At 63.6% G+C, this 18,348-nt stretch carries 19 protein-coding genes; 14 read left to right on the forward strand and 5 right to left on the reverse strand.

Features of this window, described 5'->3' with window-relative positions; all coding sequences use genetic code 11:
* Nucleotides 1–11: 11 nt before the first annotated feature.
* The 3 genes from JYK05_RS22375 (at nucleotide 12) to JYK05_RS22385 (ending at nucleotide 3,576) form a co-directional block, all read left to right on the forward strand.
* The gene (locus JYK05_RS22375) at nucleotides 12–1,523 is read left to right on the forward strand and encodes a sugar ABC transporter ATP-binding protein (RefSeq protein ID WP_175943912.1); all 1,512 of its coding nucleotides are present in this window, start codon (nucleotides 12–14) and stop codon (nucleotides 1,521–1,523) included.
* A gap of 17 nt (nucleotides 1,524–1,540) precedes the next feature.
* Entirely contained in the window at nucleotides 1,541–2,566 is a 1,026-nt protein-coding gene (locus JYK05_RS22380) for an ABC transporter permease (protein ID WP_175943914.1), read from the forward strand.
* Between the two features lie 68 nt (nucleotides 2,567–2,634).
* Nucleotides 2,635–3,576 (forward strand): ABC transporter substrate-binding protein, encoded by a 942-nt coding sequence (locus JYK05_RS22385; RefSeq protein WP_175943916.1) that lies wholly within the window; start codon nucleotides 2,635–2,637, stop codon nucleotides 3,574–3,576.
* 48 nt (nucleotides 3,577–3,624) lie between these two features.
* On the opposite strand, the gene JYK05_RS22390 is transcribed toward JYK05_RS22385, so the two are convergent.
* Nucleotides 3,625–3,972, reverse strand: a complete 348-nt coding sequence (locus JYK05_RS22390; RefSeq protein ID WP_206469872.1) for a hypothetical protein — start codon at nucleotides 3,970–3,972, stop codon at nucleotides 3,625–3,627.
* Between the two features lie 75 nt (nucleotides 3,973–4,047).
* A complete protein-coding gene (locus JYK05_RS22395; protein WP_206469874.1) occupies nucleotides 4,048–4,950 on the reverse strand; it encodes a LysR family transcriptional regulator in 903 nt (300 codons plus the stop codon).
* 216 nt (nucleotides 4,951–5,166) lie between these two features.
* Here JYK05_RS22395 and sdhC point away from each other — a divergent pair, with 216 nt between their 5' ends.
* The 5 genes from sdhC (at nucleotide 5,167) to JYK05_RS22420 (ending at nucleotide 9,655) form a co-directional block, all read left to right on the forward strand.
* Nucleotides 5,167–5,577, forward strand: a complete 411-nt coding sequence (sdhC, locus tag JYK05_RS22400; RefSeq protein WP_159834264.1) for a succinate dehydrogenase, cytochrome b556 subunit — start codon at nucleotides 5,167–5,169, stop codon at nucleotides 5,575–5,577.
* A gap of 1 nt (nucleotide 5,578) precedes the next feature.
* On the forward strand, nucleotides 5,579–5,947 hold the full coding sequence (sdhD, locus tag JYK05_RS22405; protein WP_175940907.1) for a succinate dehydrogenase, hydrophobic membrane anchor protein: 369 nt from the start codon (nucleotides 5,579–5,581) through the stop codon (nucleotides 5,945–5,947).
* A 5-nt stretch (nucleotides 5,948–5,952) separates the two neighbouring features.
* A complete protein-coding gene (gene sdhA, locus JYK05_RS22410; protein WP_206469118.1) occupies nucleotides 5,953–7,728 on the forward strand; it encodes a succinate dehydrogenase flavoprotein subunit in 1,776 nt (591 codons plus the stop codon).
* 21 nt (nucleotides 7,729–7,749) lie between these two features.
* On the forward strand, nucleotides 7,750–8,451 hold the full coding sequence (locus JYK05_RS22415) for a succinate dehydrogenase iron-sulfur subunit (protein ID WP_175940909.1): 702 nt from the start codon (nucleotides 7,750–7,752) through the stop codon (nucleotides 8,449–8,451).
* 319 nt (nucleotides 8,452–8,770) lie between these two features.
* Nucleotides 8,771–9,655 (forward strand): LysR family transcriptional regulator, encoded by an 885-nt coding sequence (locus JYK05_RS22420; protein ID WP_206469876.1) that lies wholly within the window; start codon nucleotides 8,771–8,773, stop codon nucleotides 9,653–9,655.
* Between the two features lie 12 nt (nucleotides 9,656–9,667).
* Here JYK05_RS22420 and JYK05_RS22425 read toward each other — a convergent pair whose 3' ends face one another.
* Nucleotides 9,668–10,693, reverse strand: a complete 1,026-nt coding sequence (locus JYK05_RS22425; protein WP_206469878.1) for an AraC family transcriptional regulator — start codon at nucleotides 10,691–10,693, stop codon at nucleotides 9,668–9,670.
* Nucleotides 10,694–10,840: 147 nt separating this feature from the next.
* On the opposite strand from JYK05_RS22425, the gene JYK05_RS22430 reads away from it, so the two are divergent.
* The 4 genes from JYK05_RS22430 to JYK05_RS22445 all read left to right on the forward strand — a co-directional run bounded on the left by JYK05_RS22430 (nucleotide 10,841) and on the right by JYK05_RS22445 (nucleotide 14,811).
* Nucleotides 10,841–11,779: a 3-keto-5-aminohexanoate cleavage protein gene (locus JYK05_RS22430; RefSeq protein ID WP_206469881.1), complete on the forward strand. Its 939-nt coding sequence runs from the start codon at nucleotides 10,841–10,843 to the stop codon at nucleotides 11,777–11,779.
* Nucleotides 11,780–11,855: 76 nt separating this feature from the next.
* A complete protein-coding gene (locus tag JYK05_RS22435) occupies nucleotides 11,856–13,205 on the forward strand; it encodes an MFS transporter (protein WP_206469883.1) in 1,350 nt (449 codons plus the stop codon).
* Between the two features lie 22 nt (nucleotides 13,206–13,227).
* A complete protein-coding gene (gene fabG / locus JYK05_RS22440) occupies nucleotides 13,228–13,968 on the forward strand; it encodes a 3-oxoacyl-[acyl-carrier-protein] reductase (protein ID WP_175942494.1) in 741 nt (246 codons plus the stop codon).
* 51 nt (nucleotides 13,969–14,019) lie between these two features.
* Entirely contained in the window at nucleotides 14,020–14,811 is a 792-nt protein-coding gene (locus tag JYK05_RS22445) for an SDR family oxidoreductase (protein ID WP_206469886.1), read from the forward strand.
* A gap of 57 nt (nucleotides 14,812–14,868) precedes the next feature.
* Here JYK05_RS22445 and JYK05_RS22450 read toward each other — a convergent pair whose 3' ends face one another.
* Together JYK05_RS22450 and JYK05_RS22455 are read right to left on the reverse strand one after the other, a co-directional pair.
* Nucleotides 14,869–15,432: a thioredoxin family protein gene (locus JYK05_RS22450; RefSeq protein ID WP_206469889.1), complete on the reverse strand. Its 564-nt coding sequence runs from the start codon at nucleotides 15,430–15,432 to the stop codon at nucleotides 14,869–14,871.
* Between the two features lie 25 nt (nucleotides 15,433–15,457).
* Complete coding sequence (locus JYK05_RS22455) at nucleotides 15,458–15,640, reverse strand: hypothetical protein (protein ID WP_206469890.1); 183 nt, start codon at nucleotides 15,638–15,640, stop codon at nucleotides 15,458–15,460.
* On the opposite strand from JYK05_RS22455, the gene JYK05_RS22460 reads away from it, so the two are divergent.
* Both JYK05_RS22460 and JYK05_RS22465 read left to right on the forward strand, forming a co-directional pair.
* Nucleotides 15,639–17,408 carry a cytochrome c biogenesis protein DipZ gene (locus tag JYK05_RS22460; RefSeq protein WP_206469891.1) on the forward strand — a complete coding sequence of 590 codons (1,770 nt, stop codon included), beginning with the start codon at nucleotides 15,639–15,641 and terminating at the stop codon, nucleotides 17,406–17,408. The genes JYK05_RS22455 and JYK05_RS22460 overlap by 2 nt on opposite strands.
* Nucleotides 17,409–17,570: 162 nt before the next feature.
* Nucleotides 17,571–17,867: a DUF4148 domain-containing protein gene (locus tag JYK05_RS22465; protein ID WP_175942504.1), complete on the forward strand. Its 297-nt coding sequence runs from the start codon at nucleotides 17,571–17,573 to the stop codon at nucleotides 17,865–17,867.
* The last annotated feature ends 481 nt before the right edge of the window (nucleotides 17,868–18,348 follow it).

An 18,348-nucleotide genomic window follows, 5' to 3' on the forward strand; every position in this document is an offset into this window, starting at 1 on the left:
ACGACGACTCCATGACTCCGCTCATTTCCGTCAGCAATCTCAGCAAGCGTTTTCCCGGTGTACGCGCGCTGCATGAAGTGCAGTTCGAACTCATGCCGGGCGAAGTCCACGCGCTCATGGGCGAAAACGGCGCAGGCAAGTCCACGCTCATGAAGATTCTCGCGGGCGTCTATAACCGCGATTCGGGCGAGATGCTCGTCGATGGAAAGCCCGTCGAATTCACGAGTCCGCGCGAGGCGCAGGCGCTCGGCATCGGCATCATTCATCAGGAACTGCATCTGATGAACCATCTGACGGTCGCGCAGAACATCTTCATCGGACGCGAGCCGCGCAAGCTGATGGGCCTGCTGCTGGACGAAGACAAGCTCAATGCGCAAGCCCGCGAAATTCTCGAGCGCATGCATGTGAAGCTCGATCCGCGCGCGGTGGTCGACACGCTGACCGTCGCGAGCCAGCAGATGGTGGAAATCGCGAAGGCGTTGTCGTTCGAATCGCGCGTGCTCATCATGGACGAGCCCACGTCCGCGCTCAACGACGCCGAAATCGCCGAGCTGTTCCGCATCATTCGTCAGTTGAAGGAGCGCGGCGTCGGCATCGTCTACATCTCGCACAAGATGGACGAGCTCAAGCAGATTGCGGATCGCGTCACGGTGTTGCGCGACGGCGAATACGTCGCCACCGTCAGCGCGCGGGAGACGAGCGTAGAGAGCATCATCGGCATGATGGTCGGCAGAACGCTGACGGACCTCACCTCGTTCCTCGGCGGCGCGCATCAGGGCGAAGTGGCGCTGGAAGTGCAGCATCTGAACGCCGGGCCGCTCGTGCGCGACGTGAGCTTCACGCTGCGCAAGGGAGAAATACTCGGCTTTGCGGGACTCATGGGCGCGGGCCGCACGGAAGTGGCGCGCGCGGTGTTCGGCGCGGACCCGGTCGAGTCCGGCGAGATCATCGTGAAGGGCGCGAAGGCGACCATCAAGAAGCCGAGCGACGCAGTGGCGCGCGGCATCGGCTATCTGTCCGAAGACCGCAAGCGGTTCGGCCTCGCGACGGGCATGGACGTGGAATCGAACATCGTCATGTCCAATCTCGGCAAGTTTCTTTCAGGGCGCGTATTTCTGCGGCGCTCGAAGATCCGCAAGACGGCAACGCATTTCATCAAGCTGCTCGGCATTCGCACGCCTTCCCCGACGCAGCCCGTGCGCCTGCTATCCGGCGGCAACCAGCAGAAGATCGTCATTGCGAAGTGGCTCGAACGCGACTGCGACGTGCTGTTCTTCGATGAGCCCACGCGCGGCATCGACGTCGGCGCGAAGAGCGAGATCTATCGTTTGCTGCGCTCGCTCGCCGAACAGGGCAAGGCAATCGTCATGATCTCGTCGGAGCTGCCCGAGGTCCTGCGCATGAGTGATCGCATCGTCGTGATGTGCGAAGGGCGCATCACGGGAGAACTTTCCGCAAGTGAAGCGACGCAAGAACGCATCATGCAGCTTGCGACGCAACGCCCGACTCTACAAGCGGCATGAGCCGCCAAGGACTTAAGATGACACAGCCTACCGATACCGCCGCGCTCGCCAGCGACAAACCCGCCAACGGCCTGCGCTCGCGCGTGTTCTCGCCGACCGCGCTGCAAAAGCTCCTTGCATTCGCAAGCCTGATCGTGCTGCTCGTGTTTTTCAGCTTCGCGTCGCCCGCCTTCATGCAGATGGATAACATCCTCGGCATCTTGCAGGCGACGGCCGTGAACGGCGTGCTCGCCATCGCATCGACATTCGTGATCGTGACGGGCGGCATCGACTTGTCCGTGGGCACGCTCATGACGTTCACCGCCGTGATCTGCGGCGTGTTCCTCACCTACTGGCACATGCCGATGTGGGTGGGCATCATCGCGGCGCTTGCGACGGGCGCGGTGTGCGGCACCATTTCCGGCACGCTCACGGCCAAGATGAAGATCCCGCCCTTCATCGCGACGCTCGGCATGATGATGCTGCTCAAAGGTCTTTCGCTCGTGGTGTCGTCGGACAAGCCGATCTACTTCACCGACACCGAGAACTTCTACATGATCTCGCAGGACTCGCTCATCGGCTACTTTCTGCCGAGCGTGCCGATTCCGAACGCGGTGCTGATCCTCTTCGTCGTGGCGATCGTGAGTTCCATCGCGTTGAACCGCACGGCGCTCGGCCGCTATACGTTCGCGCTCGGCAGCAACGAGGAAGCGGTGCGTCTTTCGGGCGTGAATGTGGATCGCTGGAAGATCGCCATTTACGGGCTCGGCGGCGCGATTTGCGGCATCGCGGGCCTGCTGATCGCTTCGCGTCTGAACTCGGCGCAGCCTGCGCTCGGACAAGGCTATGAGCTCGATGCCATCGCTGCCGTCGTGATCGGCGGTACGTCGCTGAGTGGCGGCTCGGGCACGATCCTCGGAACCATCATCGGCGCGTTCATCATGAGCGTGCTGACCAACGGTCTGCGCATCATGTCGGTCGCGCAGGAATGGCAGATCGTCGTGACCGGGCTCATCATCATTCTCGCGGTGTATGGGGATATTCTGCGTCGCAGGAAGCGTTGAGCATCAGGCGCGCAAAGAAGACGTATCAGCAAATCAAGAGAGACAGTCTACCCAGGAGGAGAACCTTCATGTTCAAAAGAAGAATCATCGGTGTCCTGATCGGTTTCGGCGCGATCGCCACGGCGGCCAGCACGGCCTACGCGGACGAAGCGTACATCCCGCTCATTTCCAAGGGGTTTCAGCACCAGTTCTGGCAAGCGGTGAAGTCGGGCGCGGAGCAATCGGCGAAGGAGCATAACGTCAGGGTGACGTTCGAAGGCCCCGAAACCGAAGCGATGGTCGACAAGCAGATCGACATGCTGTCCGCCGCGCTTTCGAAGAAGCCGCAGGCTATCGGCATCGCGGCGCTGGACAGCAAGGCGTCCGTTCCGCTGCTGAGGCGTGCGCAGAACAACAAGATTCCGGTCATCGCATTCGACTCGGGCGTCGACAGCGACATTCCGCTCACGACCTGCACGACCGATAACCTCGCCGCCGCCGCGCTCGCCGCCGACAAGATGGCCGACGCGATCGGCAATTCCGGCGAAGTCGGCGTGATCGTGCACGACCAGACGAGCCGCACGGGCATCGACCGCCGCGACGGTTTTTTGAACGAGATGAAGTCGAAGCACCCGAACATCAAGATCGTGTCGGTGCAGTACGGCGGCGGCGATCACTTGAAATCCGCTGAAATCGCGAAGGCGATGATTCAGGCGAACCCGAACATCAAGGGCATTTTCGGCGCGAACGAGGGCTCGGCGGCAGGCGCGGCCATCGGTATCAAGGAGTCGGGAAAGAAGCTCGTGCTGATCGGCTACGACTCGGGCAAGGAGCAGAAGGAAGACATCACTTCTGGACTGATGTACGGCGCGATCACGCAGAACCCGATCGGCATCGGAAGATGCGTGGTCGATTCGGCGGTGAAGGCGCTCAAGGGCGAGAAGCTGCCGAAGAAGATCGATACCGGCTTCTACTGGTACGACAAGAGCAACATGAGCGATCCGAAGATCGCGGCTGTGCTTTACGACTGATCGTGGCATAACGGCGCATCGCGCGGCTTCGTGCGATGCGCCGCTTTGCTACTGCCCCGTGCCGCCGTTTCTCGTCGACCCTGTCGATGACTCGCGGCCGGTCGGCGTGCCGCCGTTGCCGTTGCCGTTGCCCGGCGTCGCGGCGGTTCGGCCGCCGCCCGTTCCGCCGCTATTACCCGTCCCGCCCACGCCGCCCGTGGTCCCGCCGGGGCCGCCTGTCGCGCCAGTGGCCGCGGCGCTGGTTCCGCCGTTGCCGCCCGTCGACTCGCCTGCGCTGACGCCGCCTGTATGTTTCGCGTCGCCCATGCCGCCGAGGCCGGCGCTGCCTGCGGCGAAGGCCGCGCTGGAAAGCGACACGATCGCGGCTGCGACCAGTGTTCTGGATACGTTCGTCATGTGCGTTCTCCGTTCGACTGCCCTTGACTGCCTTCGTTGCCCGCAATGCGCATGCCATTGAAGCGCAGCAGTGCGTTAGAGCGCATCGACGGATGAAGCGAACGCGCGCGCCGTCTCGATGAAGTTCGCGGTCTTGGCGCGCGTCGCTTCTATCCGCGACGCCAGCGCGAGGCGGATCGAAATGACCTTGCCCGACACCTCGCGGTACGCGACGCCTTCCACCTGAATCTGGCAGACGGACGCGGGCACGAGCGACACGCCGAAGCCCGCCGCCACCAGATTGACCACCGACGAAAGCTGCGGCGCCTGCTGGCCCGCAATCGGCTCGAACCCCGCCTCCCTGCATGCGCCGACGATCACGTCATGCAGCGTCGGACTCGCGACGCGCGGGAGCATCACGAACGGGTCGTCGGCGAGCGCGGACAGCGCGATTTTCTTTTTCTGGGCGAGCGGATGCGTGCTGGGCAGCACGGCGCGCATCGGCTCGATGGCGATGTGATTGAACTCGACGCCCGCGGGCGACTGACTGCCGAGCCGCACGAACGCGACGTCGACGGTGCCTGCATCGAGCCACGCGAGCAACTGCGCCGTGTTGCCTTCGGCCAGCGTCAGCACGACGTTCGGATACGACTGGCGATACGCGCGGATCAGTTTCGACACGACCGGATTGAACGCGGCCGATCCCGTGAAGCCGATGTTCAGTTGCCCCATCTCGCCGCGCCCCGCGCTTTGCGCGTTCTCCACGGCGGCGCGGGCGTCTTCCAGAATGCGCCGCGCGTCGGTGGCGAACGCTTCGCCAGCCTCCGTGAGCACGACGCCGTGCCCCGTCCGGCGGAAAAGCCGCACGCCGATTTCGTCTTCGAGCGCGTGAATCTGTTGGCTCAGCGGCGGCTGGCCGATGCCGAGCCGTTCGGCGGCGCGCGTGACGTTCCGCTCTTCCGCGACGGCCAGGAAATACCGGATGTGACGCAGTTCCATACGATATACGCCAAACGTATTTCAGATAGAGGAGATAGATATTGGACAGTATAACAATCGCGCGACAAAATACCGCTGTCGCGCAGTCCGCGCGCCTGTTACGCGCCCCGCGATCACCGTCAGCCCGCCCGCCAAGAGGCACGCGCGACGGGTCGCAACCCACGCGTGAGGGCAGCGTCTGCGTTCATCGGGATTCAGAGAAAGAAGGGGTCTAGCATGGCTGAAGCCGTAAAAAAACCAAGGCCCGAGTACCGGAACATCGGGCTTGGACAGATCGCGAAGTATCGCTTGCCGTGGGCGGGCAAGGTGTCCATCCTGCATCGCATCAGCGGTCTGTTGCTCTTCATCGCGCTGCCCTTTCTGCTGTATCTGCTCGACCAGAGCCTCACGTCCGAGATCAGCTTCGAGGCGTTCAAGGGCTTTCTCGCGCACCCCATCGTCAAGATCATCACGCTCGTGCTGTCGTGGGCGTATCTGCATCACTTCTGCGCGGGTATCCGCTTTCTCGTGCTCGACATGCACGTGGCCGTCAACAAGGAAGGCGGACGGCAGACCGCCATCGCGGTGCTGGTCGTGTCGCTCGTGCTGACGCTTGCCGTCGCGCTGAAACTTTTCGGAGCCTTCTAACATGGGAACGCAAAACCGGGTCGGCCCGAAGCGCCTCGTCGTGGGCGCGCATTACGGCACAGGCGAATGGCTCGCGCAACGCGTGACGGCCGTCGCCGTGGCGGTGTACACGCTCTTGCTGCTCGTGCTCTTTTTCGGCGCGCATAACTTCTCTTACGAAGGCTGGGCCGGCATCTTCGCGATGCAGTGGATGAAGCTCGCCACCTTCGTCGCCTTGCTCTCGCTCTTCTATCACGCGTGGGTCGGCATGCGCGACATCTGGATGGATTACGTGAAGCCCGTCGGATTGCGCCTGGGCCTGCTGGTGCTCACCGTCCTGTGGCTCATCGGATGCGCCGGCTACGCTGCACAGATTCTCTGGAGAGTTTAAAGAACATGGCTGCAATCAAGACTTCCTTGCCGCGTCGGCGCTTCGACGTGGTGATCGTGGGCGCGGGCGGATCGGGCATGCGCGCGTCGCTGCAGCTCGCGCGCGCGGGCCTGTCCGTCGCGGTGCTCTCCAAAGTGTTTCCGACGCGCTCGCATACGGTGGCCGCGCAAGGCGGCATCGGCGCGTCGCTCGGCAACATGAGCGAAGACAACTGGCACTATCACTTCTACGACACGATCAAGGGCTCGGACTGGCTCGGCGATCAGGACGCCATCGAGTTCATGTGCCGCGAAGCGCCGAATGCGGTTTATGAACTCGAACACATGGGCATGCCGTTCGACCGCAATCCGGACGGCACCATTTATCAACGCCCGTTCGGCGGCCACACGGCGAACTACGGCGAGAAGCCCGTGCAACGCGCGTGCGCTGCGGCTGACCGCACCGGTCACGCTTTGCTGCACACGCTCTATCAGCAGAACGTCGCGGCCAAGACGCACTTCTTCGTCGAATGGATGGCGCTGGACCTGATCCGCGACGCCGACGGCGACGTGCTCGGCGTGACCGCGCTCGAAATGGAAACGGGCGACGTGTACATCCTCGAAGGCAAGACCACGCTGTTCGCCACGGGCGGCGCGGGTCGCATCTTCGCGGCATCGACCAATGCGTTCATCAATACGGGCGATGGCCTCGGCATGGCCGCTCGCTCGGGCATCGCGCTGCAGGACATGGAGTTCTGGCAGTTCCACCCGACGGGCGTCGCGGGCGCGGGCGTGCTGATCACCGAAGGCGTGCGCGGCGAAGGCGGCATTCTGCGTAACGCGAACGGCGACCGCTTCATGGAACGCTACGCGCCGACGCTGAAAGACCTCGCGCCGCGCGACTTCGTTTCGCGTTCGATGGATCAGGAGATCAAGGAAGGCCGCGGCGTGGGTCCGAACAAGGATCACGTGCTGCTGGACCTGTCGCACATCGGCGCCGAGACGATCATGAAGCGTCTGCCGTCGATCCGCGAGATCGCGCTCAAGTTCGCCAACGTGGACTGCATCAAAGAGCCGATTCCCGTGGTGCCGACCATCCACTATCAGATGGGCGGGATTCCGACGAACATGCACGGTCAGGTCGTCGGCACGGCGAAGGGCTACGACGATCCGGTCAACGGCTTCTATGCAGTGGGCGAATGCTCGTGCGTGTCGGTGCACGGCGCGAACCGTCTGGGCACGAACTCGCTGCTCGACCTCGTTGTGTTCGGCCGCGCGGCGGGCAATCACATCATCAAGCACGCGACCGAGATGAAGGAGCACAAGCCGCTGCCGGCCGATGCCGCCGACTTCGCGCTCGAACGCCTCGCGGTGCTGGAGAAGTCGACTTCGGGCGAATACACGCAGCATATCGCCAACGACATCCGCGCGACGATGCAATCGCATGCGGGCGTGTTCCGCACCTCGAAGCTCCTGGAAGAGGGCGTCGGCAAGATCGCGGAATTGGCCGAGCGCGTGAAGCACGTGCATCTGAAGGACAAGTCGAAGGTGTTCAACACCGCGAAGGTCGAGGCGCTGGAGTTGGCGAATCTGATCGAAGTAGCGCGCGCGACGATGGTGTCGGCCGAAGCGCGCAAGGAAAGCCGCGGCGCGCATGCGCATAGCGACTACGAACATCGCGATGACGAGAACTGGATGCGTCATACGCTGTGGTTCAGCGAAGGCAATCGCCTCGACTACAAGCCGGTGCAGATGAAGCCGCTGACGGTCGAATCGGTGCCGCCGAAGGCGCGTACCTTCTAAGGCAAGGGCAAGGATATCCAAATGGCAAAGAGAATTTTCGAGGTCTACCGGTACGATCCGGACAAGGACGCCGCGCCGCGCATGCAGCGCTACGAGCTCGACCTGACGCATGAACGCATGCTGCTGGATGCGCTGGTGAAGCTGAAGGAGCTCGATGAAACGCTGTCGTTCCGTCGCTCGTGCCGCGAGGGCGTGTGCGGCTCGGACGCGATGAACATCAACGGCAAGAACGGGCTTGCGTGTCTCACGAACCTGAACGACTTGCCGCAGCGCATTGTGCTGCGTCCGCTGCCGGGGCTGCCGGTGGTGCGCGATCTGATCTGCGATTTCACGCAGTTCTTCAACCAGTATCACTCGATCAAGCCGTATCTGATCAACGACACGCCGCCGCCGGAGAAGGAACGTCTGCAGTCGCCGGTGGAGCGTGATGAACTCGACGGGCTCTACGAGTGCATTCTGTGCGCAAGCTGCTCGACGTCGTGCCCGAGCTTCTGGTGGAATCCGGACAAGTTCGTGGGTCCGGCGGGCTTGTTGCAGGCGTATCGCTTCATCGCCGATAGCCGCGATCAGGCGACCGGCGAGCGGCTCGATAATCTGGAAGACCCGTATCGCCTGTTCCGCTGCCACACGATCATGAACTGCGTCGATGTGTGCCCGAAGGGACTCAACCCGACGAAGGCCATCGGCAAGATTCGGGAAATGCTGGTGCGGCGGGCGGTTTAAGACACGCATCGTTTTGACTCGCGGCTCATCGCGGGCCGCGCCTGACTACCGCAAAGCTCAACGCGATCGATCCGGTCGCGGGCCTGTCCTCTCCTTCGTTCTCGACCGCCCGGTAACGCGGCGGTCGAGATGATGCCTCCCGTTCATCTTTCACCGAAGCCGCTTCAGCCTGCATATCGTTGCCGCGACGCGCAGCGCGACGACGCATGGTCGTGCGAGATGTCATGTCCGTTCCTTGAGTTCAATTCAAGCCCTCATTCAACGATTGCGCGTTCCATTTGTAAAATGAATGATTTTCCGCATCTGATAACGGCATCGAATGGAATTGAAACTGTTGAAAACGTTTCTCGCGGTGGCGGAACTGCGCCATTTCAGCCGCGCGGCGGACGCGTTGCACGTGAGTCAGCCCGGCCTTAGCAAGCAGATCGGCGCGCTGGAAGCGAGTCTGGGCGGCAAGCTTTTCGAACGCGGCAGGCATGGGGCGGAGCTGACGTTGTTCGGTCAAGCGTTCCTGCCGGATGCGCAGGCACTGATGCGCGACGCCGACGATATGCTCGCCCGCGCGCGCGATGCCAGCAGCGGCAGAACCGGGCAATTGCGCATCGGCATTTGTCTTTCGGTGCTCACGCTGGTGCCGCGGCTCATTGCGGACTTTCGCCTGCAGAATCCCGGCGTGGCGATCACACTCTCCGACCTGTCATCGTCGGAACAGAGCCGTCGCATTCTCGCGGGCAAGCTCGATGCAGGCTTCATGCGTCTGCCGGCGGCGAGCGGACTGACATCGTTCAGAGTGATCGACGAAGGTCTCGCGCTCGCCATGCCGGCCGATATCCGATACAAGCGGCTTCCGACGGACCTCGGCGTGCTCAACGACATCGGCTTCATCGCGTTGTCGCGCGCACGCGGTCCGGGCCTCGCGGCGCAGATCGACCGATGGTGCGGCGAACGACGTTTCGTGCCGCACGTCACGCAGCACGCGGAGGACGTGCAATCGGTGCTCACGTCCGTTGCGGCGGGCGTGGGCGTCGCGTTTATCCCGTCGCGCGCGCAGCATTTGCTACGCGATGCAACCGTCCTGCCGCTCAACGGCAAACATGCGAAGTGGCGCGTGGGTTTGGCGTGGCCATCGGCGAAAGAGAACGCGGTCACGGCCCGCTTCGTGCGCCATGTGCGCGAGGCATTGAAGGACGCCGCAACATCATAAGGACGACGAACGTTATTTTCGTAGCTCGCCCGGTCCCTTGCCCGTCCAGCGTTTCAACGCGCGACGGAAGTTCGCCGTATCGCTGAAGCCGAGCAGCATCGCGACGTCGTCGGTATTCATCTTTGTGGTCTTCAGGTATTCGAGCGCGAGGGAACGGCGCACATCGTCGACGATCGCGAGAAACGACGTGCCTTCTGCCTGCAGACGCCGCCGCAGCGTGCGCGTGGTCATGTGCATCTGCTCGGCCGTGGCCTCCATGCCGGGAAAGACGCCGGGCGTGCTCATCAGTATCTGATAGACCTCGCCCGCGACACCGCTCGATGTCTTCGCCTGACCGATGAGCCTGTCGCACGTTTCCTGCAACAGCGACGCCGTGAGCTGATGCGCGAGTTGCGGCTTGCGATCGAGAATCGCGCTGTCGTAGATCAGCTCGCATTGCTCTTGCTCGAAGTAGCAAGGACAGCCGAGATATTCGGTGTAAATGTCCGCATGCGCCGGCGCGGCGTAGGAGAAGCAGGCCTTGATCGGCGGACACACCCCGCCCGCGACATCCTGCAGATGCGTGACGTGCTGCGTGTACTGCTGCTCGATGATGAACTCCCGCAACTCGCGCGACGGACTAGAGATGAACGCATCGGGAAACGTCCACACCATGCGGTCCGGATATTCGGTCCATTCGATGGCAACCGTCGGCGTGGCGAGCCGGTGGTACTTCACGCCTAGCTTGAAGTAGTCCCGCAGCGAGAGACAGGACATGAGCGCATAGCCATACATGCCGTAAGCCGAAAGATGCAGCTTCCTGCCGACCTTAAACGGAGTCGCGGGATCGCACGATAGCGAGATCGCGTTCCTGCACACGGTCGCGTACTGACCGATGGACGTGAGCACGGACGCATCCTGCAGCGCCTCGACGCTGACGCCCGTGCCCCGCAGACTGTCGGCGGGCGCGATGCCTTGCTCCGCCAAGACCTCGACCAGCGCCGCGATCTTGTACGGCGCGTACATGCGTTCGTTGAGTGGGGGCCGGATTGTCGCCATGACTCGCTCGCTGGATTCGCTATGTCCTCGCAGGACTCTCGCCTGTCCGGAAAAGACCTTTCCGGCCGGATGCTAACTCAATAACATCAGTGTCACAAGCCGCCGTTGCGCGAAGCGCGGCGGCATCATGGAGACGAGGACAGCATCATGAGCAACCCGGGCCGCAAGGTCATCATTTCGTGCGCCGTCACGGGCGCCACGCACGTTCCTTCGATGTCGGAGCATCTGCCGCTCACGCCCGACGATATCCGTACGCAGTCGATCGAAGCCGCCGAAGCGGGCGCCGCGATTATCCATCTGCATGCGCGCGATCCTATCGACGGACGCCCCACGCCGAGCCCCGACATCTTCAGGCAGTTCGTGCCCGCTATCGCCGAGGCGACCCATGCCGTCATCAACATCACGACGGGCGGCAGCACCCGCATGACGCTTGAAGAACGGCTCGCGTATCCGCTCGCAGCGGCCCCCGAGATGTGCTCGCTCAACATGGGCTCGATGAACTTCTCGATTCATCCGCTGGCATCGAAGATTTCGACGTGGCGTTATGAATGGGAGAAGGGCTACGTGGAAGGCATGGAAGACATGATCTTTCGCAACACCTTCAAGGACATCAAGCACATCCTGCTCGAACTGGGCGGTAAGGGCACGCGCTTCGAATTCGAATGCTACGACCTCGGGCATCTCTACAATCTCGCGCATTTCGTGGATCAGGGGCTCGTCAAGCCGCCGTTCTTCATTCAATCGGTGTTCGGCATTCTCGGCGGCATGGGGCCGGACCCGGAGAACATGACCGTGATGCGCGCCACCGCCGACCGCTTGTTCGGCCGCGAGAACTACTTGTTCTCCGTGCTCGGCGCGGGACGCCATCAGATGCCGCTTGTCACGATGAGCGCCATTCTCGGCGGCAACGTGCGCGTCGGGCTCGAAGACAGCATCTATCTTGCGAAGGGCGTGAAAGCCGAATCCAACGCGCAGCAGGTCAGAAAAATCCGCCGCATTCTCGAAGACCTGTCGTTCGAAATCGCGACGCCTGCGGACGCCCGCGCGATGCTCGGCCTCAAGGGACGCGATCACGTCAAGCTCTGATTAACGCAGTTATCGATTCCACACGGCATGCCTCAAGCGACACATAACAACGGCAGCCATTCTTTCAGGAGACAACATGAACACCGGCGCTCTCAACGACACGGTCGACGCGGTTCATCGCGCCGCGACGCGCAAGGCAATGCTGCGGCTCATCCCGCTCATGTGCGCGATCTATTTCATGTCCTTTCTCGATCGCACGAACGTGGCGCTCGCGAAGGTGCAACTCGCCGCCGACGTAGGCATCAGCGCGGCCGCATACGGCCTCGGCTCGGGCATCTTCTTTATCGGCTATGCGCTGCTCGAAGTGCCGAGCAATCTCGCGGCGCATCGCATCGGGCCGCGCCGCTGGATCGCGCGCATCGCGGTGAGCTGGGGCATTCTTTCGACCGCGATGATGTTCGTGCAGGGCGAGTGGTCGTTCTATGTGCTGCGCGTGCTGTTGGGCATCGCGGAAGCGGGGCTTTTTCCCGCGCTCATGTACATGGTCACGCTGTGGTTCGCGCCCGCTGACCGGCCTATCGCGGTGGGCTGGATCTACACGGCGCCGGCGCTCGCGCTGGTGCTCGGCAATCCGATCGGCGGCGCGCTGATGCAGTTGGGCGGCATCGGCGGCCTGCGCGGCTGGCAGTGGATGTTCATGATCGAAGGCATTCCCAGCGTGCTCGCGGGCGTGCTGCTGTACTTCAAGCTGCCGGAGCGTCCGCATAATGCGCGCTGGCTCTCGTCCGATGAAGCGCAGGCCCTCGAAGCGCGCGCGGTCATCGACACGCACGGGCATCCGGAACTGACGTCGGCGGACTGGCTCGCCGCGCTCAAGCGGCCGACGACCGTGCTCATCGGACTCATCTACTTTCTGAATCAGGTCGCCTTTGTCGGGCTTTACTTCTTCACGCCCGCGATGATTCATCAGATGCACGTGAGTTCGCCGTTCATCGTCGGGCTGCTGTCCAGCAGCGTGGGCGTGGGCTTTCTGCTGGGCGTGCTGATCCTGCCGCGCATCCATCGTCGGTATGGCAACGACTGCGTGTATCTGGGCATACTCACGGCTGGGCTCGTCGCGGGCGCGTGTGCGTTCGTGGCGACGGCCCATCCGGCGGCGCGCATGACATTGCTCGCGGTCACGGCGTTCTTCGGCGGCGGCGTCCTGCCTTCGTACTGGGCCATCGCGATGAAGCGGCTGCAAGGCATTCAGGCAGCGGCGGGCCTCGCGTTCATCAATACGATTGGGCTGATTGGCGGTTTCGTCGGACCGTATCTGTTCGGCATGACGGAGACGGTTACGGGGCGCAGCGATTCCGGCTTCCTCGTGATCGTCGTGGCGTCGGTGCTCGGGCTCGCGCTCGTGCCGGTCTTCGCGCGAGCGATCCGGCGCGAAGCGGGCGCGGCGTCGGCAATGAGCAATGGCAAGGCGGCCATCCACTCCTGACTGACACGAGAAGATTTCAACGATGAGACTCCAGAACAAAGTAGCGATCATCACGGGCGCGGGACAGGGCATCGGCGCGGCCACGGCATTGAAGTTCGCGCGCGAAGGCGCGATCGTCGTCGCGTGCGATATCAACGACGCAGCCGCGAAGGACGTGATCGCGCAATGCCGCGAGGCCGGCGCCGAGGCTTCGGCGTTTCGCGTCGACATGTCCGACCGTGACAGCGTGGATGCGATGGTCGCTGCCGTGCGCGAGCGGCACGGCAGAATCGACGTGCTCGTGAACAACGCGGGCATCACGCGCGATGCGCGCCTGCAGAAGATGACCATCGAACAGTTCGATGCCGTGATCGACGTGAATCTGCGCGCCGTGTTCCATGCCAGCCAGGCGGTGGTGGACGGCATGATCGCGCAAGGCTCGGGCGTAATTCTCAACGCGAGTTCGGTGGTCGGCATCTACGGCAACTTCGGGCAGACCAATTACGCGGCATCCAAGTTCGGCGTGATCGGCTTTACGAAGACCTGGAGCCGCGAGCTGGGGCCGAAGGGTATTCGCGTGAACGCGGTCGCGCCGGGCTTCGTCGAGACGCCGATTCTGTCGACTATTCCCGACGACGTGCTCGGCAAAATGCGCGCGCAAGTGCCGCTCGGACGGCTCGGGCGTCCCGAAGAAGTCGCCAACGTCTACGCCTTTCTCGCAAGCGACGAAGCGAGCTACATCAACGGCGCGGTCATCGAGGTATCCGGCGGCATGACGCTTTAATGCTTCGATGCTTCGATACGGCCGCGCGCTACTGCATGGTTCCACCTGAACATGAACACATTCGAACTTCTGAAACCGCAGCCTGGCTTGCGCGTGCTGATTAGCGGCGCGGCGTCCGGCATCGGCGCGGGCATCGCGCAAGCCTTTCTTGAGACGCAGGCGCAGGTATTCATCTGCGATGTGGATGCCGCGGCGGTCGAACGCTTCACGGCCACGCACGCGTCGCTGCATGGCTGCTTGGCCGACGTGAGCGATCCGCAGCAGGTCGATAAGGTCATCGACGAAGCGCGCGCCGCGCTCGGCGGCCTCGACGTGCTCGTGAACAACGCGGGCATCGCGGGTCCGACGGGGTCGGTCGAACAACTCGATCCCTCGCAGTGGGAGCGCACCGTCACGACCAATCTCAACAGCCAGTTCTACTTCTTGCGCAAGGCGGTGCCGGTCATGAAGGAGACGTCGGAGCGGGCGAGCATCGTCACGATGTCGTCGGTGGCGGGGCGGCTCGGCTATGCGTTTCGCACGCCGTATGCCGCGACGAAGTGGGCGCTCGTGGGCCTCATGAAGTCGCTCGCCATCGAGCTCGGCCCGAGCAACATTCGCGTCAACGCGATCTTGCCCGGCGTGGTGCAGGGCGAACGGATGGATCGCGTGATCGCGGCGCGCGCGAAGTCGGTCGGCGTTTCGTTCGATGCCATGCGCGAGGAGTATCTGAAGAAGATATCGCTGCGTCGCATGGTGACGGTCGAGGATATCGCAGCGATGACGCTTTTTCTTGCTTCGCCGGCTGCGGGGAATGTCACGGGGCAGGCTATCAGCGTCGATGGGAACGTGGAGTATTTGTAGGCAGCACGTTCAGTCAGCGCGGAAGCGAAGCCGCGCTGGCTAGCAAGCCAACCGCGCTCACTCCCGCTTCTCCCCACCCGCAAGCAAGCTCTTGATCTTCTCCTCCGTCTGCGCGTACTGCCCTTCCCCGAAGTGGCTGTACACCAGCTTGCCGTTCTGATCGATCAGATACAGCGCGGGCCAGTACTGATTGCCGTACGCGCGCCACGTCGCGAACTGGTTGTCCTGCGCGACCGGATACGTAATGCCGTTCTTCGCAATCGCTTTCTTGAGATTGCCCGTATCGCGTTCGAACGCGAATTCCGGCGAATGCACGCCGATCACCACGAGCCCTTTGTCGCGATAACGCGCGTTCCACTCTTTGATATACGGCAGCGTGTGCGCGCAGTTGATGCAGTCGAAGGTCCAGAAATCGACGAGCACCACCTTGCCGCGCAACTGCTTCAACTGCAGCGGCGCGCTGTTGAACCAGTTGTCGATGCCCGTGAACTCCGGCGCTTGTTCTCCGTTCGCGATAGCCGCGGAGCCGAGCGCCGAAGCGCCATTCGACGCGAATGCCGTAAAGCCCGCCGTCGCCGCGATGCCGAGCGCGACTGCTGCAATCCTCAGACGACCGAACATGGTGACTCTCCTTGGGTGGTTGATGTCAGCCCGTATTGCAGCGCGCCGATGTATCCGCACTGTGTCCCGCGTTGAAGCGAATCGCGTCGTCATGTATCGCCGCGCGCCGCAGATACATGGCGATACATAACGCCCGGATCGCGACATTCTCGCGATACATGCCAGCCGTGAAATAGCGCCATCGCTCATTCATGGAGGGCAGTCTCATGTTGCTGGTCATCGTGGCTTTTCTGGGCGGCGCGTTCACCGTGCTCAGTCCCTGCATTCTGCCGGTCGTGCCGTTCATCTTCGCACGCACCGACCGGCCGTTTCTCACCGATCGACTGCCGCTCCTCGCCGGCCTCGCCGGCATGTTCACGCTCGTCACCGGCCTGGGCGCGGCGGGCCTCGCCGGCGCGGCGCACCTGAGCCAGTACGGCCGCTGGCTCGCGCTCGGGCTGTTCGCGCTGTTCGGCGCGTCGCTGCTCTTTCCCGCTATCGCCGCGCGGCTCGCGTTGCCGCTCTCCGCGCTGGCGGACCGCTTCATCGCGCGGTCTCAGGCGCAAAGCGCATCGCGCCGCATCGTTCCTGCGATGCTGCTCGGCGCGGCCACCGGCCTGCTCTGGGCGCCGTGCGCCGGTCCGATACTCGGCGCGATTCTCTCCGGCGCGGCGCTGAATGGCGCGAGCTGGCACACCGGCGCGGCGCTCGCGGCGTACGCGACGGGCGCGGCGTGCGCGCTCGCGGTGGCGTCGTCGCTCGGCAAGCGCGCGCTCGACGGCCTCAAGCGATCGTTCGGCATCGGCGAGCACGTGCGCCGGGCGATGGGCGCGCTCGTGCTGCTGACCGTCGCCGCCATCGCTTCGGGCGTCGACACGCGCGTGCTCGCGCTCGTCAAGGGCGTCTCGACCGATGGCATCGAGAGCCGGCTCGTCGCGCTCTTGTCCGCGCGCACGCCGTTGCGCGGCGAAGCGCAAAAGCCGCGCATCGTGCGCGTGGCGATGTCGTCGCCGAATGCATCGGCGAATCTTCCGGTACAAGGCTCGCTGCCCGCGCTCGACGGCGCGACGCAGTGGCTCAACTCGCCGCCGCTTTCGCGCGATGCATTGCGCGGCAAGGTCGTCGTCGTCAACTTCTGGACGTACTCGTGCATCAACTGCCTGCGCACGCTGCCGTATCTGCGGACGTGGGCGCAGCAGTACGGCGGCAACGGACTCGTCGTGCTCGGCGTGCATACGCCCGAATTCGGCTTCGAGCACGACACCGGCAACGTTCAGCGCGCGCTGCGTGATCTGCGCGTGTCGTATCCGGTCGCCGTCGATAACGATTACCGCATCTGGCAGGCGTTCGGCAATCGCTATTGGCCGGCGTTCTATATCGTCGATCAGGAAGGGCGCATCCGCTATCACCACTTCGGCGAGGGCGGCTACCAGGAGGCCGAGCATGTGATCCGGCAATTGCTCGGCGATGCTGCGCGGACGCCGGACACGAGCGCGCGCCCGGCGGTCGTCGCGAGCGGCACGCAAGTGGCGGCCGATCCGGCGCACGAGGCGTCGAGCGAAACGTATGTCGGCTATCGCGAGGCGGAAGGACAGGCGCCCGGCCAGCAAGTCCTGCGCGATGCCGCCGCCGACTACGCGCTGCCGCCACGTCTTGCGCTGAACGAATGGGCGCTCGGCGGGCGGTGGAACATCGGCGCGGAGGCGGCCGTGCCGGTCGCGTCGCATGCGCGCATCGCGTATCGCTTTCATGCGCGCGATCTTCATCTCGTGCTCGCGCCCGCCGCCGACGGAAAGCCGGTGCGCATTCGCGTGACCGTGGATGGCGCGGCGCCGGGCGCGTCGCACGGGGCGGACGTCGATGCGAACGGCAACGGCGTCGTCGATGCCGCGCGCCTCTACCAACTCGTGCGCCAGAGCGGAAGCGTCGATGACCGCACGTTCCAGATTGAGTTTCTCGACAGCGGCGCGCGCGCTTACGCATTCACCTTCGGCTGATGTTTGTATCGCTGTGTATCCGGCGCGGCGCGTGACACATGCGCTTGCACCGGGCAGCGCTGGCGGAAACAAGCCAGATACGTTGGCGCGTTTCAATACGTCTCAGGCAAGGCCGATTCGCTTCCGGCCTTGCAGTCAACCCCTCGACCTTTGGAGAACATCATGAAAGCCATGCAACTGATTGCTGCCGCCGCGCTTGCCGTCGCGCCCATCGTTACCTTCGCGCAGAGCGGGAACGACATCACGCGCGCGCAAGTGCGTGCCGAGCTCGTTCAACTGGAGAAGGCCGGCTATAACCCGGCAAGCGATCATTCGCAGTATCCGAAGAACATCGAGGCCGCGGTTGCGCGCCTGCATTCGGGTGATGCCGCGTATGGCGGCGCGGCGGCCGGCGCGTCGCAAACGGGCGCGCGACAGGGTGAGGTCGTCGGGCTCGGCTCGGTGTACGCGCGTCCGTGATGCGGATGCGTTCGCATCGCGCGGATGTGGTTGCGCGGTGCGAACGCCGAACCTTCACGCGATACGACATCGGCCGCGCTTTCGTACGGCCGCCTTGGCGCGGATGCAAGTTCGTCGTGGCGTTCATCGCGGGTTGCCTCGCGATTGCGACTTCAGCGGTGTGCCGCTAGTGTCGCGACTGCTCTAAGCTTGCACTCGGCGTCGCGTCTTGGCGATGCGTCTGCTCATACGTCTAACCGGTGTTAATGACGCCAGTCGCGCTTCCAAACCGCCGCCTTCGCGCGGATCAGACCCGGGTTGCCGTTGATAGCCCGCGCGAAGTGCCGCGCCATGCTCACATGCCGATTGCGCGATCTTCCCGCGAACGTCGCATCGCGCAACAAGTCGTGCGGCATGCAACGTAAAACGCCCGTTCGCGACACCAGCGGCGCTTCTTAACCGCCGCCTTCGCGCGCATGCAAGGTCAACGTGGCCTCCAGCG

The organism is Caballeronia sp. M1242 (assembly GCF_017220215.1).
Lineage (GTDB): Bacteria > Pseudomonadota > Gammaproteobacteria > Burkholderiales > Burkholderiaceae > Caballeronia.